Origin of the sequence: Cupriavidus sp. YAF13 (assembly GCF_052113425.1) — a bacterium.
Lineage (GTDB): Bacteria > Pseudomonadota > Gammaproteobacteria > Burkholderiales > Burkholderiaceae > Cupriavidus.
In genome coordinates this window covers 70,277-82,992 of record NZ_JBFRDD010000016.1, presented here as the reverse complement: position 1 = coordinate 82,992, position 12,716 = coordinate 70,277, and the positions used below count along the sequence as shown (strand labels likewise).

18 protein-coding genes are annotated in these 12,716 nt (G+C 63.1%); 17 read left to right on the top strand and 1 reads right to left on the bottom strand.

The genetic code is table 11. The annotated features are described in order from the left end of the window. Positions 1 to 19: 19 nt before the first annotated feature. Entirely contained in the window at positions 20 to 838 is an 819-nt protein-coding gene (locus tag AB4061_RS15375) for a LexA family protein (protein ID WP_441635145.1), read from the bottom strand. A 95-nt stretch (positions 839 to 933) separates the two neighbouring features. On the opposite strand from AB4061_RS15375, the gene AB4061_RS15370 reads away from it, so the two are divergent. The 17 genes from AB4061_RS15370 to AB4061_RS15290 all read left to right on the top strand — a co-directional run bounded on the left by AB4061_RS15370 (position 934) and on the right by AB4061_RS15290 (position 12,673). After that, entirely contained in the window at positions 934 to 1,173 is a 240-nt protein-coding gene (locus tag AB4061_RS15370; protein ID WP_441635143.1) for a transcriptional regulator, read from the top strand. A 196-nt stretch (positions 1,174 to 1,369) separates the two neighbouring features. Beyond that, the gene (locus AB4061_RS15365) at positions 1,370 to 1,885 is read left to right on the top strand and encodes a phage regulatory CII family protein (protein ID WP_441635141.1); all 516 of its coding nucleotides are present in this window, start codon (positions 1,370 to 1,372) and stop codon (positions 1,883 to 1,885) included. Positions 1,886 to 1,932: 47 nt separating this feature from the next. After that, a complete protein-coding gene (locus tag AB4061_RS15360; protein ID WP_441635139.1) occupies positions 1,933 to 2,229 on the top strand; it encodes a hypothetical protein in 297 nt (98 codons plus the stop codon). Further along, on the top strand, positions 2,226 to 2,639 hold the full coding sequence (locus AB4061_RS15355; RefSeq protein WP_441635137.1) for a hypothetical protein: 414 nt from the start codon (positions 2,226 to 2,228) through the stop codon (positions 2,637 to 2,639). Before AB4061_RS15360 ends, AB4061_RS15355 begins: the two co-directional genes overlap by 4 nt. A gap of 8 nt (positions 2,640 to 2,647) precedes the next feature. Continuing rightward, complete coding sequence (locus tag AB4061_RS15350) at positions 2,648 to 2,821, top strand: hypothetical protein (protein WP_441635135.1); 174 nt, start codon at positions 2,648 to 2,650, stop codon at positions 2,819 to 2,821. Then, positions 2,821 to 3,888: a hypothetical protein gene (locus AB4061_RS15345; protein ID WP_441635133.1), complete on the top strand. Its 1,068-nt coding sequence runs from the start codon at positions 2,821 to 2,823 to the stop codon at positions 3,886 to 3,888. Before AB4061_RS15350 ends, AB4061_RS15345 begins: the two co-directional genes overlap by 1 nt. After that, the gene (locus AB4061_RS15340) at positions 3,885 to 4,214 is read left to right on the top strand and encodes a hypothetical protein (protein WP_441635131.1); all 330 of its coding nucleotides are present in this window, start codon (positions 3,885 to 3,887) and stop codon (positions 4,212 to 4,214) included. The genes AB4061_RS15345 and AB4061_RS15340 overlap by 4 nt, the downstream gene beginning before the upstream one ends. Next, entirely contained in the window at positions 4,201 to 4,620 is a 420-nt protein-coding gene (locus AB4061_RS15335; RefSeq protein ID WP_441635130.1) for a hypothetical protein, read from the top strand. Before AB4061_RS15340 ends, AB4061_RS15335 begins: the two co-directional genes overlap by 14 nt. Positions 4,621 to 5,147: 527 nt before the next feature. Then, entirely contained in the window at positions 5,148 to 5,546 is a 399-nt protein-coding gene (locus AB4061_RS15330; RefSeq protein WP_441635128.1) for a hypothetical protein, read from the top strand. Then, the gene (locus AB4061_RS15325; RefSeq protein WP_441635126.1) at positions 5,546 to 5,923 is read left to right on the top strand and encodes an HNH endonuclease signature motif containing protein; all 378 of its coding nucleotides are present in this window, start codon (positions 5,546 to 5,548) and stop codon (positions 5,921 to 5,923) included. The genes AB4061_RS15330 and AB4061_RS15325 overlap by 1 nt, the downstream gene beginning before the upstream one ends. Before the next feature lie 4 nt (positions 5,924 to 5,927). Continuing rightward, positions 5,928 to 6,269 carry a hypothetical protein gene (locus AB4061_RS15320; protein WP_441635124.1) on the top strand — a complete coding sequence of 114 codons (342 nt, stop codon included), beginning with the start codon at positions 5,928 to 5,930 and terminating at the stop codon, positions 6,267 to 6,269. A 200-nt stretch (positions 6,270 to 6,469) separates the two neighbouring features. Further along, entirely contained in the window at positions 6,470 to 6,940 is a 471-nt protein-coding gene (locus AB4061_RS15315; RefSeq protein ID WP_441635122.1) for a phage terminase small subunit P27 family, read from the top strand. Continuing rightward, positions 6,937 to 8,628 carry a terminase large subunit gene (locus AB4061_RS15310; RefSeq protein ID WP_441635120.1) on the top strand — a complete coding sequence of 564 codons (1,692 nt, stop codon included), beginning with the start codon at positions 6,937 to 6,939 and terminating at the stop codon, positions 8,626 to 8,628. The genes AB4061_RS15315 and AB4061_RS15310 overlap by 4 nt, the downstream gene beginning before the upstream one ends. Continuing rightward, on the top strand, positions 8,625 to 8,813 hold the full coding sequence (locus AB4061_RS15305; RefSeq protein WP_441635118.1) for a hypothetical protein: 189 nt from the start codon (positions 8,625 to 8,627) through the stop codon (positions 8,811 to 8,813). Before AB4061_RS15310 ends, AB4061_RS15305 begins: the two co-directional genes overlap by 4 nt. After that, a complete protein-coding gene (locus tag AB4061_RS15300) occupies positions 8,813 to 10,357 on the top strand; it encodes a phage portal protein (RefSeq protein ID WP_441635116.1) in 1,545 nt (514 codons plus the stop codon). The genes AB4061_RS15305 and AB4061_RS15300 overlap by 1 nt, the downstream gene beginning before the upstream one ends. Beyond that, positions 10,354 to 11,265: a S49 family peptidase gene (locus AB4061_RS15295; protein ID WP_441635114.1), complete on the top strand. Its 912-nt coding sequence runs from the start codon at positions 10,354 to 10,356 to the stop codon at positions 11,263 to 11,265. The genes AB4061_RS15300 and AB4061_RS15295 overlap by 4 nt, the downstream gene beginning before the upstream one ends. A gap of 112 nt (positions 11,266 to 11,377) precedes the next feature. Further along, on the top strand, positions 11,378 to 12,673 hold the full coding sequence (locus AB4061_RS15290) for a phage major capsid protein (protein WP_441635112.1): 1,296 nt from the start codon (positions 11,378 to 11,380) through the stop codon (positions 12,671 to 12,673). The last annotated feature ends 43 nt before the right edge of the window (positions 12,674 to 12,716 follow it).

The following is a 12,716-nucleotide window of genomic DNA, read 5'->3' as shown; positions in this document are numbered from 1 at the left end:
GCGAGGGGAGGTTGGCGTGCTAGAGCTGCATGCCGGCAAATACGACGACGCCGCAGAAGTGATCTCCTGCCTCTACCCGTACGTAACGATTCGGCCAAGCCGGGTTGAGTGCTTCGAGAAACGGCTCGCCATCGACAAGGGTGAGTCGCTTGAATGTTGCTTCGGTCTGTACCTTGCCATTGCGTCGGACCACAACGAACTTCCCTGGTAGTGCCTCCAGATCCGGATTGATGAAAAGAAGGGTTCCTTCTGGAAATGAATGACGCGACTCGACCGGCGCTGTCATCGAGACCCCTTTGACCCTGACCACAAATCCCCGCTCTCCAAGGTCGTAGGGGCAGAGGTGCCAGTCCACTGCCTCGCCTGGGGCGAAGTTCTCACCTATTTCAGTCCACATTCCCGCCTGCACCCATGAAATTTCGGGATATCTCCTTGGCTTCAGGTCTGGGCCTGGCTCGAAGTTGTCCCCTGATGAAGGCCGATTGTAAGCATCCGCTTCAGTAGAAATCCCCCCCTCTGCCGTAGGGTGCCCCTGCCGGCCGGGAAACCTTGTAATGTCTCGTAATGAAGATGTAAGGGAGGGGCTGATCTCTTCTGGACGGGCGCCGATAGCAGCGCAAATCGCCACTAGCGCGCGCAAGTTTAGAGGGATTACGCCGCGTAAATATTGGCCAACAACGCTTTGTTTTCCTAGGTTTGTCACCGAACCCAGCCACTCTTGGGTTGGGCTCTCTCCCCGGTCTCGGCACGTGGCCTGATAGGCCTGCCAGGCGGCCTTTAGGCGGCCAGCATCAGCCTGTTCCTCAGCGCTAAGGGGTCTTTTAGATACGGTAGCCATTCGGCAATTTTATTAGGGGTTCTACTTTCTTAAGCAAGAAGTCGAACAGAAATGCTACTTGACCGCATGAAGTAGAACTTCTACTATCTCGCTCTATGGATCTCAAAACCTACCTGGCCACGGCCGGCATCACGCAGAAACAGTTTGCGGACCAGCTTGGTGTCACGCAGTCGCTGGTCGCCCAGTGGTTGCGTGGCGTGAAGCCGCCCATTAAACGCTGCGTGCAGATCGAGAGGCTGTCGGGCGCTGTGGTCACGCGGCAGGCACTTCGAGTGGACTGGCTGGAAATCTGGCCGGAATTGAAGCCACCTCCGCCAACGGACGGGGAGGACTAGCGAGGCGGGGCTTGCGACGCAGTGCGGCGCTCCGAGCGATGGCTTTGCGTTCGGTCGGGGTGAGCGAGCGCATGAATTTTGGCTTGGGTTGGAACATCGTATTTCTCCCTGAGTCGCGGTCGATAGTGCCGCGTTTGAATCGAAGATTAGATGGCCGTTGCCCAAAATGAAACGGCCAAATCACCGGGGGTTTACCGTGACGCACGAATATTCCGACATCGACCAGCACGAGGCGCTTTACAGCCTCGCGCGTCGGTACCCTGGCAGCATCGATGCGCTTGCGCACGCTATGGGTCGCCGACAGGGCAAAGCGGTTTCGCCCAATGTCTTGCGCAACAAACTCCGTCCGAATATCGCCACGCACTCCCTTAACGCCGAGGAGTACTCATTGGTTGTCGAGTTGTGCGAAGAAGCCGGGCTAAAGGGTGCCAAGGTGCCGCTGCAGGCGATGTGTTGGCGTCACGGCTTGGTGGCTATTGAGCCGCCGGCGGCCACCGCCACTGGCCGCGATGTCCTCGCAAGGCTGAGCCAAGTGTCGCGCGAATTTGCCGAGTTGGTGGCGGAAGTCACAGCCGATACGGCCGACGGGTGCATTAGTGCCGACGAGCGCCAGCGAATCCACAAGGAAGCGCTCGATGTCATGCAGGCTGTGATGGAGTTGACCAACGAGGTTGACGTTGCCGCGCAGCGGGATGGGGCGAACGCCCAATGATCCGAGCCAATCCTTCGCCGGCCGCCCCCTCGGTGGCCGGCGCTCCCATGCGTAGCAGGGTTGTGCTGCGTCAGCGTAAGCCGCTGACAACGCGTGAGCTCAACACGGCATTCGACAAGATCAAGAAGCGCATCCTGCGCGGCGGCGAGCCGTTCGGCGTGTTCGCTATGCGGGATGGCCGCGGGCGCACCTTCCGCCTGATCGGCTCCAGCTCACCCGAATATGCGGTGCAGCTCCGCGTCGACCGGGCGCGCCAGCACATGATTGCCACGTATGACGGTAACGCGGATCTCGGCCACGTCTGGGAAGACCTGTGTGCCTTCGACCAGGTGCCCGCCCGGTGAAGATGGAGATCGTCTTTCGGCAGGATATGACCTGCTGCAAGTCAACCCGCGTAGCCTCGGGCCTTACATGCCGGCGTCCGGTGCAGATGTGCTGTGCCAGGCGTCACGCCTGCGGGATTGCCGACGACAAGGGCCTGCGCGGCCTCGATACCTTTGCTCGGCACCTGCTGGGCTTTTGGCCGTTGTCCAGTGTGTTCTGGGTCTTTGCGACCGCGGGCCAGATGTCAGCGCTGGCTGAGATCTGCCGGGAGCGGTGGACGCAAATGCCGGACGAGGCCGCACGCGCGGCGTACCGGGCCGAAGTCATGGCTGCGGTGAATGTCTGCCGCGCAGAAGCCGGGCCATACAACTCGGCGGCCTTCGTCGCCACCTTCGATTTTCTCTGTGCTGCCGCCAGCGCGCGGCCGTAAGGACTTCCATGGACCTACCAATCCAATCGATCGAGTCGCTGCGCGCCGCAGGGCGTGCGGCTGCCGCGCAGGGCAAGGGGAACGATACCAATCCGTTCCCGCCCCGCGGCAGCCACTATCGTCAGTGGGAGCATGGCCACGTGTGGCAGCTCCTCGATCCTCGTCGCGAGGAGAAGGTCTGATGCCCGCATTCCGTATCAATGACGCAGAGCTCGACGCGCTGATGGGTGAGGGCGCGGACCTGTTCCAGCTCTATGTGGGCGCCATCCGGCCCCGGATGGATTTCAAGACGGGCGTGGTGGGCCGGCGCCCAGGCGTGCGCATCTCCTACCAGGCGCTGAAGGAGTGGACAGAGCGCGCCGCACGGTCTGGCGTGCGGTTCCTTGCTCACGACAAGTCCAAGCTCCAGCGCATGCTGACGCGCCTGCAGCAGCTCGGCCTGCTGCGCAAGTTGGGCGGCCCGTATGACCTGGTGTTTGTCTGCCCCCTCGCTGATAGGGATAACTGCGATCAAAAACAGGCCAATACGAAGTCGATACAGTTGATGAAGCCAGCCAAGCCCAAGCCGGCAAAGGCTTCACGGCACTTGTCCACAGAAGGCAAAAAAGGCGAGGCCGCCACACATCAGGAGTCCGGTAATACCTTAAACCCTACTCCCCCTACCCCCTCAGGCCTTCGGCCCGAGGAGGATGGCAAAGCGATCAACCCTCCCGCGCCTGCGGCGCAGGAGGAAGGCAACACTCTTAACTGCGACGAAACACCCATCGATGCAGAAGCACAGGGGCTCTCAGAGGAACGACAGCAGACCATCCAAGGCGGTGGGGATCGGCCTCCGGCCCGGCTTACAGAGGAGGAGGGTTCGGAGCCGGCGCTCACCTGGGAGCCGCATCTGGACTGGCCGACCGGCATCACGAAGCGGCAGCGGGCCTACATCGCTCAATCGACAGCGCCGCTGAGCAAAACGCTCGCGCAGCGCGTTTTAGACGAATGGCACGGCGCTATGAAGGCGGGGGTGGTCGGGAAGCCTTGGCCGTACTTCAATTCATTGTTGCGGAATGCGAAAGAGTGTGGCGAGGCCTGGGAGACGCACTACGCTGAGGATGTGGAGGCCGCGCGTGAGCGGGAGCGCATCCGGCTGGCCAATCAGGCGGCGGCAGACGCGGCCTGGTATGAGAGCAACATCAAGGGCAAGCCGGTTATGACATCTGGTGAGCTGCTCCAGTCCATGAAAGGGCGGGGCCGGCAATGACGGCGGCTGAGCGGAGTGCAGAGATTGCCTATGCCGAGGCGGTCGAGCAGCTGCAGATGCGTGCCGTCAAGCGCGATCGCTGGAGTTCGCGCGCCGTGTTCTGGACGGCGGTGCGCTTTGGCGTCGACCAGGTGCTGACCGGCGCATGGCCTGAGGCGCGATCACGCTGGGAGGCGCTGTGGTCGGTGGCCGTGCGCGAACACTTGCTGCCTATCCCTGGCGTGGCCGAGGTCGACAACATGCCTTCGGACGCTACGGCGGCCGAGCGAGAATTTGCGCGGATGCGCACCATCGTTGGAGGGAGGGCTGGGCATGGCAAACGGTAAGGTTGCGCGAGTGATACGCAGTGTCTCCGATGGATGGGTGATCGAGCGCCTGGAGGAGTGGGGCACGGCGATGATGGTGGGCTCCGGCTATCTCAGCCTCGGCTGGGGCGGCAGCTGCCTCAACATTTCGGAGGTGCGTTCATCGAATGCGTTCTCGCATGTGCCGGAGCTGCCTGGTAAGGCGCAGGAGACCGACTTGGCGGTCAAGAAGCAGCCGCGGGACCTGCAGCGTGTGGCCGAGCTGCTCTACGCGGTTCGTCTCAGCGGACGTGAGGCAGCGGAGGAATTGTCGACCAGCGAGACCATGGTCACCAGGCGCAAACAGATGCTTTTGGCTGGCGTCAAATATTGCCTTGAGAATCAGAACGTTAGGACGCCCCCCTTGCGCGTGATCTTGAAATCCTGAAATTTGCTGGTACATTTCCGCTACGCTGTGATCTCGTTGTGTGCAGCAGAAACCAAGCCCGACCGGTAACCCCGAGTCGGGCTTTTTCATTGGAGCCCGCCATGTTTCTTCCGATCGCATGCTTCATGTGGTGGGGTGTTTGGGCGAAGGCCTGGTGCCCCAAAAATGACGGATAGCTAGGGGCAGCCCCGTACAGCGCGTATCCCTGCACGAAAGCCGAGGGTTCGCTTGCCGAGCGAGTATTAAAGAAATCGGCCAGGACCAGACCCACGAGGGCAAAACTGAGGCGATGCGCGCCTCCCTGGGGTGACTACAAGCGGACGCCGCAACGTCGCCGGATGCGTAACCGGCAAGGTTGTCTCCTTCCTGCTCGGCGTACGGGGGGTCGCTCGGCAGGCTTCCGTCGGGCCGGTGCAATGGCATCGGCCCGATCTTCTTTTTCCTCCCTGGCCCGCATTGGTGGGCCTTTCCCGATAGGCCGGCACGTTCTCCCCGTTCGTGCCGGCCTGCCTTTTTGGAGTGTTCCAATGAAGACCTTTCGAGAGTTGGCGCTCGACGTGATCGCGATCGCGCTGGCAGTGGCGTACGTGCTTGGCTACCAGGCGGCGGGCAACGTGCTGCTGGTCGGTTACTGGGTGCTCGGAGCCGTGGCCCTGCCGCTGCTGTTGTTCGTCTTCCTGGTTGTCCTTGCTGCGGATGTGCACGGGAGGCGCGACAGCCGCTGGGAGGTCTGGCGAAAGCGGGGCAGCTGGTGGCGAGCGCTGATGGCTGTGGCGCGCATCGCCTTCTTCGCGTCGATGGAGCACGTGGTGCTGGCTGCGCTCTTGATGCTCTGCGGGCTGATCAGTGCTGGCATTCGCGGCATGGTGGCCGATGACGACGCGGATGACCCAGGTTGCCCAGGCGCGATGCCGGCATCGAGCTGATGCCGGCGCGCGCTGCATCAATCTGTCGCCATGCAGGCTGCGGCCGGCGCATCGAGTTGCCAGGCTACTGTGCTGCGCACCAGGCGGATGCGAGACAGTGGGACAACACGGCGCGCGCCAAGGCGCGGCAGAGCAAACGGGCGCTGCCCACCAACAGCACAGCCTGGCGGCGTATTCGTGAGGGCGTGCTGCGCCGTGATCCGCTCTGTGCTGAGTGCAAGAAGCGGCATCGTGTGACAGCGGCAACCGTGGTGGATCACATCGACGGCGACTCAACGAACGACGATCCAAGCAATCACCAGGGCCTCTGCGCATCGTGCCACTCGGCCAAGACGGCTCGGCAGGACGGTGGCTTCGGCAATAAGGTCGGAGGATGACGCGATGAGCTACAGCGATATCGAGCGCACGTTCCTTCGGGCAAGGCGCAAGGCAGTAAAGCGAGGCCTGCCTGAGTGGGCGCTTCGGCATGTGGATGCGCTCCACGGCATGGCTAAGTTCAGGCGTGATCGCTCCCATGATCTCCAGTTCGACAGGGAGCATCGTGATCGGGATGCCGCCAGGGGTGTGAATGAAATGTTCAATGCGCTCCATGTGGTGCGTTCCTTCCTGGTGATGAGGCCAGTCGTTGACCTGCGGTGGGCAGACCTGCAGGCCGCGCCCGCGTCGGCGGTGCTCACAAATGAGGCGTGCAGCGCACAAACCAGCCGAAAAAGCGGCGCTTGATGCTCGTGAAGGCGATGGAGGGGAGGGGGTGGCAAAAGTCTGGGCCGCCCCGGCTCCGATCCGTGCGTCCCGGGCTTTTTTTGTGTGCGCAGGTTTTGGAGGGGGGGTGCTATGCCTCCCACAGTGATATGGGCAAACGAGGACCACAACCGACACCGACCAATCTCAGATTGATCCGAGGCAACCCGGGTAAGCGGCCGATGAATCTGGCCGACGGCGTGAACCCGCTGGTGGAAGTGCCGGACATGCCGAAGCACCTCAGTCGTGAGGCGCGCAAGGAATGGAAGCGCATCACGCCGCTCCTGGTGGAGGAGGGGCTGATCGCGCGCATGGATCGATCGCTGCTGGCGCTGTACTGCCAGGCCTGGGGGCGCATGGCCGAGCTCGAGGCGGCCATGAATGCCAAGATCGAGACCCGCGTGCGGGATCACGGCATGTCTTACGAAGCCGCGGTGGAGTACTGCTTCTACGACGTCACGCCCAAGGGCTTCACGCAGCAGGCCGCGCTGGTCAACCTGATCCGTGCACAGGCCGAGGCAGTCGCGCGCTATGCCGGGCATTTCGGCATGTCGCCATCGCAGCGTGCGCGCATTACGCCGTCAAGCAATCAGCCGCAGCTACCGGGCCTGGAAGCACCGGCAGCTGCAGGGTGGGGGCGGTTCCAGAAATGACCTACATCGACGTTGCCAACCAGTACGTGGCCGACGTCCTGGCGGGCAACGTCGTTGCATGCAAGTGGGTGCGCCTGGCATGCGAGCGGCAGCAGCGTGACCTGGCCAGGGCAGAAGAGGGCGACCCGGCGTTTCCGTTCCGCTTCGATGCGGAGGCGGCCGAGCGCATCTGCCACTTCATCGAGATGCTGCCGCATACCAAGGGCCGATGGGCGCGCACCAAGCAGCGCATCATCCTGGAGCCGTGGCAGGTGTTCATCCTGACCACTGTGTTCGGCTGGTTACGCGTGGACGCGGATCTGCGGCGGTACCGCCGGGCCTACGAAGAGGTCGCGCGCAAGAATGGCAAGTCGGCGAAGTCATCTGGCATCGCCCTCTACCTGTTCGGTGCGGACAACGAGCCGGGCGCCGAGGTCTACAGCGCGGCCACCACCCGCGACCAGGCGCGCATCGTGTTCGACGACGCGCGCCGGATGGCGCTGCGCGAGCCGGAGATGTGCGAGGCGCTTGGCATTGAGGTGTTGCAGCACCAGATGATCATCGAGGAGGAGGCCTGCAAGTTCGTGCCGCTCTCCTCCGAGGGCAGCACGCTGGATGGCTTGAACATCCACGGCGGCATCATCGACGAGCTACACGCGCACAAGACGCGCGATGTGTTCGATGTGATCGACTCCGCGACCGGGGCACGCGACCAGTCGCTGCTGTGGATGATCACCACCGCCGGCACCGACCGCAGTGGCATCTGCTACGAGCAGCGGATCCACGTGACGAAGGTGCTGGAGGGCACGGTGGTGGATGAGACCTTCTTCGGGATCATCTTCACCCTCGACGAGGGCGACGACTGGACCGATCCGGCGGTCTGGGTCAAGGCGAACCCGAATCTCGGGGTCTCGGTGCTGGTGGACGACATGGAGATGGCCTGCCGCAAGGCGATGTCGATGTCGTCGGCGGTGGCCAACTTTCTCACCAAGCGCCTGAACGTCTGGGTCAATGCGGACTCGGCCTGGATGGACATGCGCGCCTGGGATCGTTGCGCGAACCCAGCCATGCTGCTGGAGGACTTCCGCGGCCTGGAATGCTATGTCGCGCTCGACTTGGCCAGCAAGGTCGATATCGCCGCAAAGGTGTTGCTGTTTCCACCGCAGGGCGAGCGCCGGAAGTGGGCTCTGTTCGGCAAGTACTACCTGCCGGAGCGCGCGATCGAGAACAGCACCAACAGCCAGTTTGACGGCTGGCGCCGGAGCGGCCTCCTCGAGGTCACGGACGGCGAGGTCACCGACTACGACGAGATCGAGCAGGGCGTCCTGGACGATTGCGCCATGTTCTCGGTAACCGAGGTGCCATATGACCCGTTCCAGGCGACCCAGCTGTCTGGGCACCTGATCAGTCAGGGTGTGCCCATGACTGAGATGCGGCCGACGGTGCTCAATTTCAGCGAGCCGATGAAGCAGCTGGAGGCGCTGGTGCTGAAGGGCGAGATTGAGCACAACGGCGACCCGGTGATGACCTGGATGATCAGCAACGTGGTCTGCCACGTCGATAAGAAAGACAACATTTACCCGAACAAGGAACGGCCCGAAAACAAGATCGACGGCCCAGTCGCCGCGATCATGGCGCTGGGGCGTGCAATGGCGCTCGCCGACCAGGTGCCGGTGATCGGTGACGACTACGAACTAATGACGATATGAACGCACGCCTCTTTAACGTTTGCCTGTTGCTTGGGTGGTTGCTGGTGCTGGCCGGCGGCTGCCTGCTGAACGCTGGCGCTGGCTTGATCTTCGCCGGGCTGCTGATGCTGGCGCTCGTACTGATCGTCGCCCGCATGGCGGGCATCTATGTCTCGGCCAAGCCGGACGATAAGGACGCCGACTGATGTTCATCTCGCGCATCAAAGCCGACGGCGATAGGTCGCCCTATGGCGATTTCTGGTTTGAGCCGGTCACCACGCGGACGGCGTCCGGCATGCGAGTTTCGCCGGACCGCGCACTGCATCTGCCGGTTGTGTATGCCTGCGTGCGCGTCCTGGCGGAATCATTCGCCATGCTGCCGCTGCGTCTGTATCGCAAGAGCGGTAGTAAGAAGACGCCGGTGGAAAAGCACTGGCTCTATGACCTGCTGTGCCGCCGGCCCAACAAGTGGCAAACGCCGTTTGAATGGCGGGAGATGATGCAAGGCCACCTCGCCATGCGCGGGAATGCCTTCAACCAGATCCTCACGAACCGCCGCGGCAATATCACCGACCTGATCCCGCTGCATCCAGACCGGATCAAGATCGAGTTGCTGGAGAAAGGCGGCGAATTCGATTATCGGTATCGCTACATTGACCGCTTCGGTAAGGAGCAAGTCTTTGTCCGTGGCGAGCTGTGGCACATCCGAGGGTTGTCTGGCGATGGCATCGTCGGCATGAATCCGATCGAGATCGCACGCGAGGCGGTCGGTCTGGGCTTGGYGGCGCAGGACTACGGCGCCCGGTTCTTCCAGAACGATGCCAAGCCGGGCGGCGGCTGGATCGAGTTCCCGGGCAGCTTCAAAGACAAGGGGGCGCGCGACACGTTCCGCGAATCGTTCCAGGCGGCGCAGACTGGCTTGAATCGCGGGAAGATCGCCGTGCTCGAGCTGGGCATGAAGTTCCACGAGCTGGGCCTGACGAACAAGGACAGCCAGTTCCTCGAGGCTCGGCAGTATCAGGTCAGCGATATCGCCCGGATATTTCGCGTGCCGCCGCACTTGGTCGGTGACCTGTCGAAGGCCACGTTTAGCAACATCGAGCAGCAGAGCCTGGACTTTGTCATCCACTCTATGACGCCCTGGGCCGAGCGGTGGGAGTCGTCAATTGAAACCAATCTCCTGCTCGAGGAGGACAAGGATATCGAGGTGGAACACGACTTCGCCGCCCTGCTGCGCGGGGATCAGCAGGCGCGGGGGATGTTCTACCACAACGGCATTATGGATGGCTGGATGACTCGGAACGAGGCCAGGGCAAGTGAAAACAAAGAGCCGCTGCCCGGCCTCGACGAGCCGCTGCGCCCGCTGAATATGGTCGAGGAGAGCAACGCCGAGGACCTGGAAACGAGTGCAACTGCCAAGCCGCCGGCGCAAGAGCCGCAGGCGCCGGCAGACGACGCCGAGGCGCGGCTGGCAGCGCTGTCCACATCTGCTGCCGAGCGTGTAGCGCGGAAAGAGACTGCTGTGCTTATGGCGGCATTCAAGTCGGGCGACTGGCCAGCGTCGTGTGCGGCCGCCATGAGTGCTCATGCAGCCTTCGTGGCGGCGGCGCTCGGCGTATCTGCAGATGCTGCTCATCAGTACTGTGATGCGCGTAGCAGAGACCCTATCCGGAAGGGCCGCGAAGAGCGTGACATCTACGATGCCGCGCTCGTGAAACTCACGCGCTTGGCGCTGAAAGGGGAAATATGAAACACGAACGATTCATCGCATGGTGCCTGGCCACGCCGTGGGCCCTGATGCCCGAGCGGATGGCTGCCTATGCTTCCATGCTGGCCCGCCAATATGCGGCGCCGCGCGCCGGTGAGGAAGAGGGGCCGGAGTACATGGATTCGCCGCAGCGCATTGCAGCGGCTCCGCGCCGCAATAATGCCCGCTCCGGTGCGATCGCCGTGATCCCGGTCTATGGCGCCATCGTGCAGCGCGCCAGCCAGATCGACATCTGCGAAGGGGGTACCAGCACGCAGCAGATCAGCGCTGCCCTGGCCGATGCCATGGCCGATGACACGGTCGCACAGGTGCTGCTCGACATCGATAGCCCCGGTGGTTCGGTCTACGGCCTTCAGGAAGTGGCTTCGGAGGTCTCCCGGGCCCAGAAGCCGGTGATCGCCGTGGCCAATAGCCTGGCCGCGAGCGCCGCCTACTGGCTCGGAACAGCGGCATCCGAGTTCTACGTCACACCAGGTGGGCAAGTCGGCTCAATCGGCGTGTGGCAGGCCCACCAGGACTGGAGCAAGGCGCTGGCCGAGCAGGGCGTCAACGTCACACTGATCTCTGCCGGCAAGTTCAAGGTGGAGGGCAACCCCTATCAGCCGCTCGACGCCGAGGCGCAGAGCTTCATGCAGTCGCGCGTGGATGACTACTACGGCGCGTTCACCAAGGCGGTCGCGAAGGGTCGCAAGGTCGGCATCGACCAGGTACGCAACGGCATGGGGCAGGGGCGCGTGCTCGGTGCCGAACAGGCTGTGGCCGAGAAGATGGTGGACGGCATTGCGACGTTCGACGAGGTAGTGGCGCGCATGCAGCGCAACATTCGTTCGTCGAAGCCGGCCGCCAGCCGCCTGGCCCGCGCACAGCGCGAACTCGCAATCATGGGCTAGTGCCAGCCCAAGCGCAGTAGGCCCTTTGGCTTGCTGCGTGCGGTCCGAAGACCGCGCGGTACACCACAACCTATCACCCGCTCTGGCGGGTTTTTTCGTTTCTGGAGCCTATATGTCCAAGCAACTCCGCGAGCTGATGGCTCGCAAAGCCAAGCACGTTGGCGCCATGCGCGCCATTACCGACAAGGCGGCCGCCGAAGGCCGCGACCTGACCGATGACGAGGATGCCTCGTTCAATGCCGAGAAGGCAGCGCTTGATCGCTGCAGCGCTGCCATCCAGCGCGAGGAGGCCCTTATCGAAGCCGAGCGCTCGGCCGGCGTGGTGATCCCGGACGGCGCTCACATCACGGTGACCGACAACGGCGAGAACGACCAGGCCCGCGGCTTCAAGTCCTTCGGCGAGTTCGCCATGGCCGTGCGCCAAGGAAGCCAGCGCAATGGCAGCCTCGATCAGCGCCTGGTGATCGGTGCTGCTGCCCCTGGTGCCGGCACCTACGCCAATGAGGGCTCTGGCGCCGACGGCGGCTTTCTGATCCCGCCTGCATTCTCCAGCGACATCTTCACCCTGTCCCTGGAAGGCGACGCGCTGCTGCCGATGACAGATGGCACCGAGGTCGGCGGCAACGGCATGACCTTCCCGAAGGATGAAACCACGCCCTGGGGCACCGATGGCGTGCGCGCCTACTGGCAAGCCGAGGCCACGCAAGCCAACGCCTCCAAGCCGAAGCTGGGCACCACCACCATGCGCCTGCACAAGCTCATGGGGCTGACGCCGGTTACCGACGAGCTGCTGGAAGATGCCAATGCGCTGGGTTCGTACCTGCCCGGCCTGCTGGCGCGCTCGATCCGCTGGAAGACCGACGAGGCCGTGCTGTTCGGCTCGGGCGCCGGTCAGCCGGTCGGCGCGTTCAGTGGTTCGGCTGCTGTGGTCGTCGGAAAGGAAGCAGGCCAGGCCGCGCAAACCGTGGTGCTTGCGAACATCACCAAGATGATCGCGCGCCTGCCCCCGGGCAGCTTCCCGAAGTCGTATTGGCTTATCACGCCGGATGCGCTGCCGTCTCTGTTCGGTCTGACTCTGGGCAACTACCCGATCTACCTTCCGGTGTCGGCTGGTGCACAGGGTTCGCCATACGGCACGCTGATGGGCCGACCGATCCTCGTGAGTCAGCACGCAGCCGCATTCAGTTCGCAAGGCGACATCTCGCTGGTCGACCTGTCGTACTACCGCACCATCACCAAGGCGGGCGGCGTCCAAACCGCTACCTCGATGCATCTGTACTTCGACGCCGATGCGACTGCCTTCCGCGCCATCTTCCGCGTGGATGGTCAGCCCAAGATCGCCAACCCGATCGCGCAGGCCAAGGGTAGCAGCACCCTGTCGCCGTTCATCCAGCTCGGCGCTCGCTGATCCACCATTGCCTGGGGAGAAAGTCTCCCTGGGTCGTATCCCT

Coding starts and splice junctions, on each gene's coding strand:
- AB4061_RS15335 (WP_441635130.1), top strand. CDS start 4,201: ATGGCAAACGGTAAGGTTGCGCGAGTGATACGCAGTGTCTCCGATGGA.
- AB4061_RS15350 (WP_441635135.1), top strand. CDS start 2,648: ATGGACCTACCAATCCAATCGATCGAGTCGCTGCGCGCCGCAGGGCGT.
- AB4061_RS15345 (WP_441635133.1), top strand. CDS start 2,821: ATGCCCGCATTCCGTATCAATGACGCAGAGCTCGACGCGCTGATGGGT.
- AB4061_RS15320 (WP_441635124.1), top strand. CDS start 5,928: ATGAGCTACAGCGATATCGAGCGCACGTTCCTTCGGGCAAGGCGCAAG.
- AB4061_RS15340 (WP_441635131.1), top strand. CDS start 3,885: ATGACGGCGGCTGAGCGGAGTGCAGAGATTGCCTATGCCGAGGCGGTC.
- AB4061_RS15295 (WP_441635114.1), top strand. CDS start 10,354: ATGAAACACGAACGATTCATCGCATGGTGCCTGGCCACGCCGTGGGCC.
- AB4061_RS15310 (WP_441635120.1), top strand. CDS start 6,937: ATGACCTACATCGACGTTGCCAACCAGTACGTGGCCGACGTCCTGGCG.
- AB4061_RS15375 (WP_441635145.1), bottom strand. CDS start 838: ATGGCTACCGTATCTAAAAGACCCCTTAGCGCTGAGGAACAGGCTGAT.
- AB4061_RS15315 (WP_441635122.1), top strand. CDS start 6,470: ATGAATCTGGCCGACGGCGTGAACCCGCTGGTGGAAGTGCCGGACATG.
- AB4061_RS15330 (WP_441635128.1), top strand. CDS start 5,148: ATGAAGACCTTTCGAGAGTTGGCGCTCGACGTGATCGCGATCGCGCTG.
- AB4061_RS15370 (WP_441635143.1), top strand. CDS start 934: ATGGATCTCAAAACCTACCTGGCCACGGCCGGCATCACGCAGAAACAG.
- AB4061_RS15360 (WP_441635139.1), top strand. CDS start 1,933: ATGCGTAGCAGGGTTGTGCTGCGTCAGCGTAAGCCGCTGACAACGCGT.
- AB4061_RS15305 (WP_441635118.1), top strand. CDS start 8,625: ATGAACGCACGCCTCTTTAACGTTTGCCTGTTGCTTGGGTGGTTGCTG.
- AB4061_RS15325 (WP_441635126.1), top strand. CDS start 5,546: ATGCCGGCGCGCGCTGCATCAATCTGTCGCCATGCAGGCTGCGGCCGG.
- AB4061_RS15290 (WP_441635112.1), top strand. CDS start 11,378: ATGTCCAAGCAACTCCGCGAGCTGATGGCTCGCAAAGCCAAGCACGTT.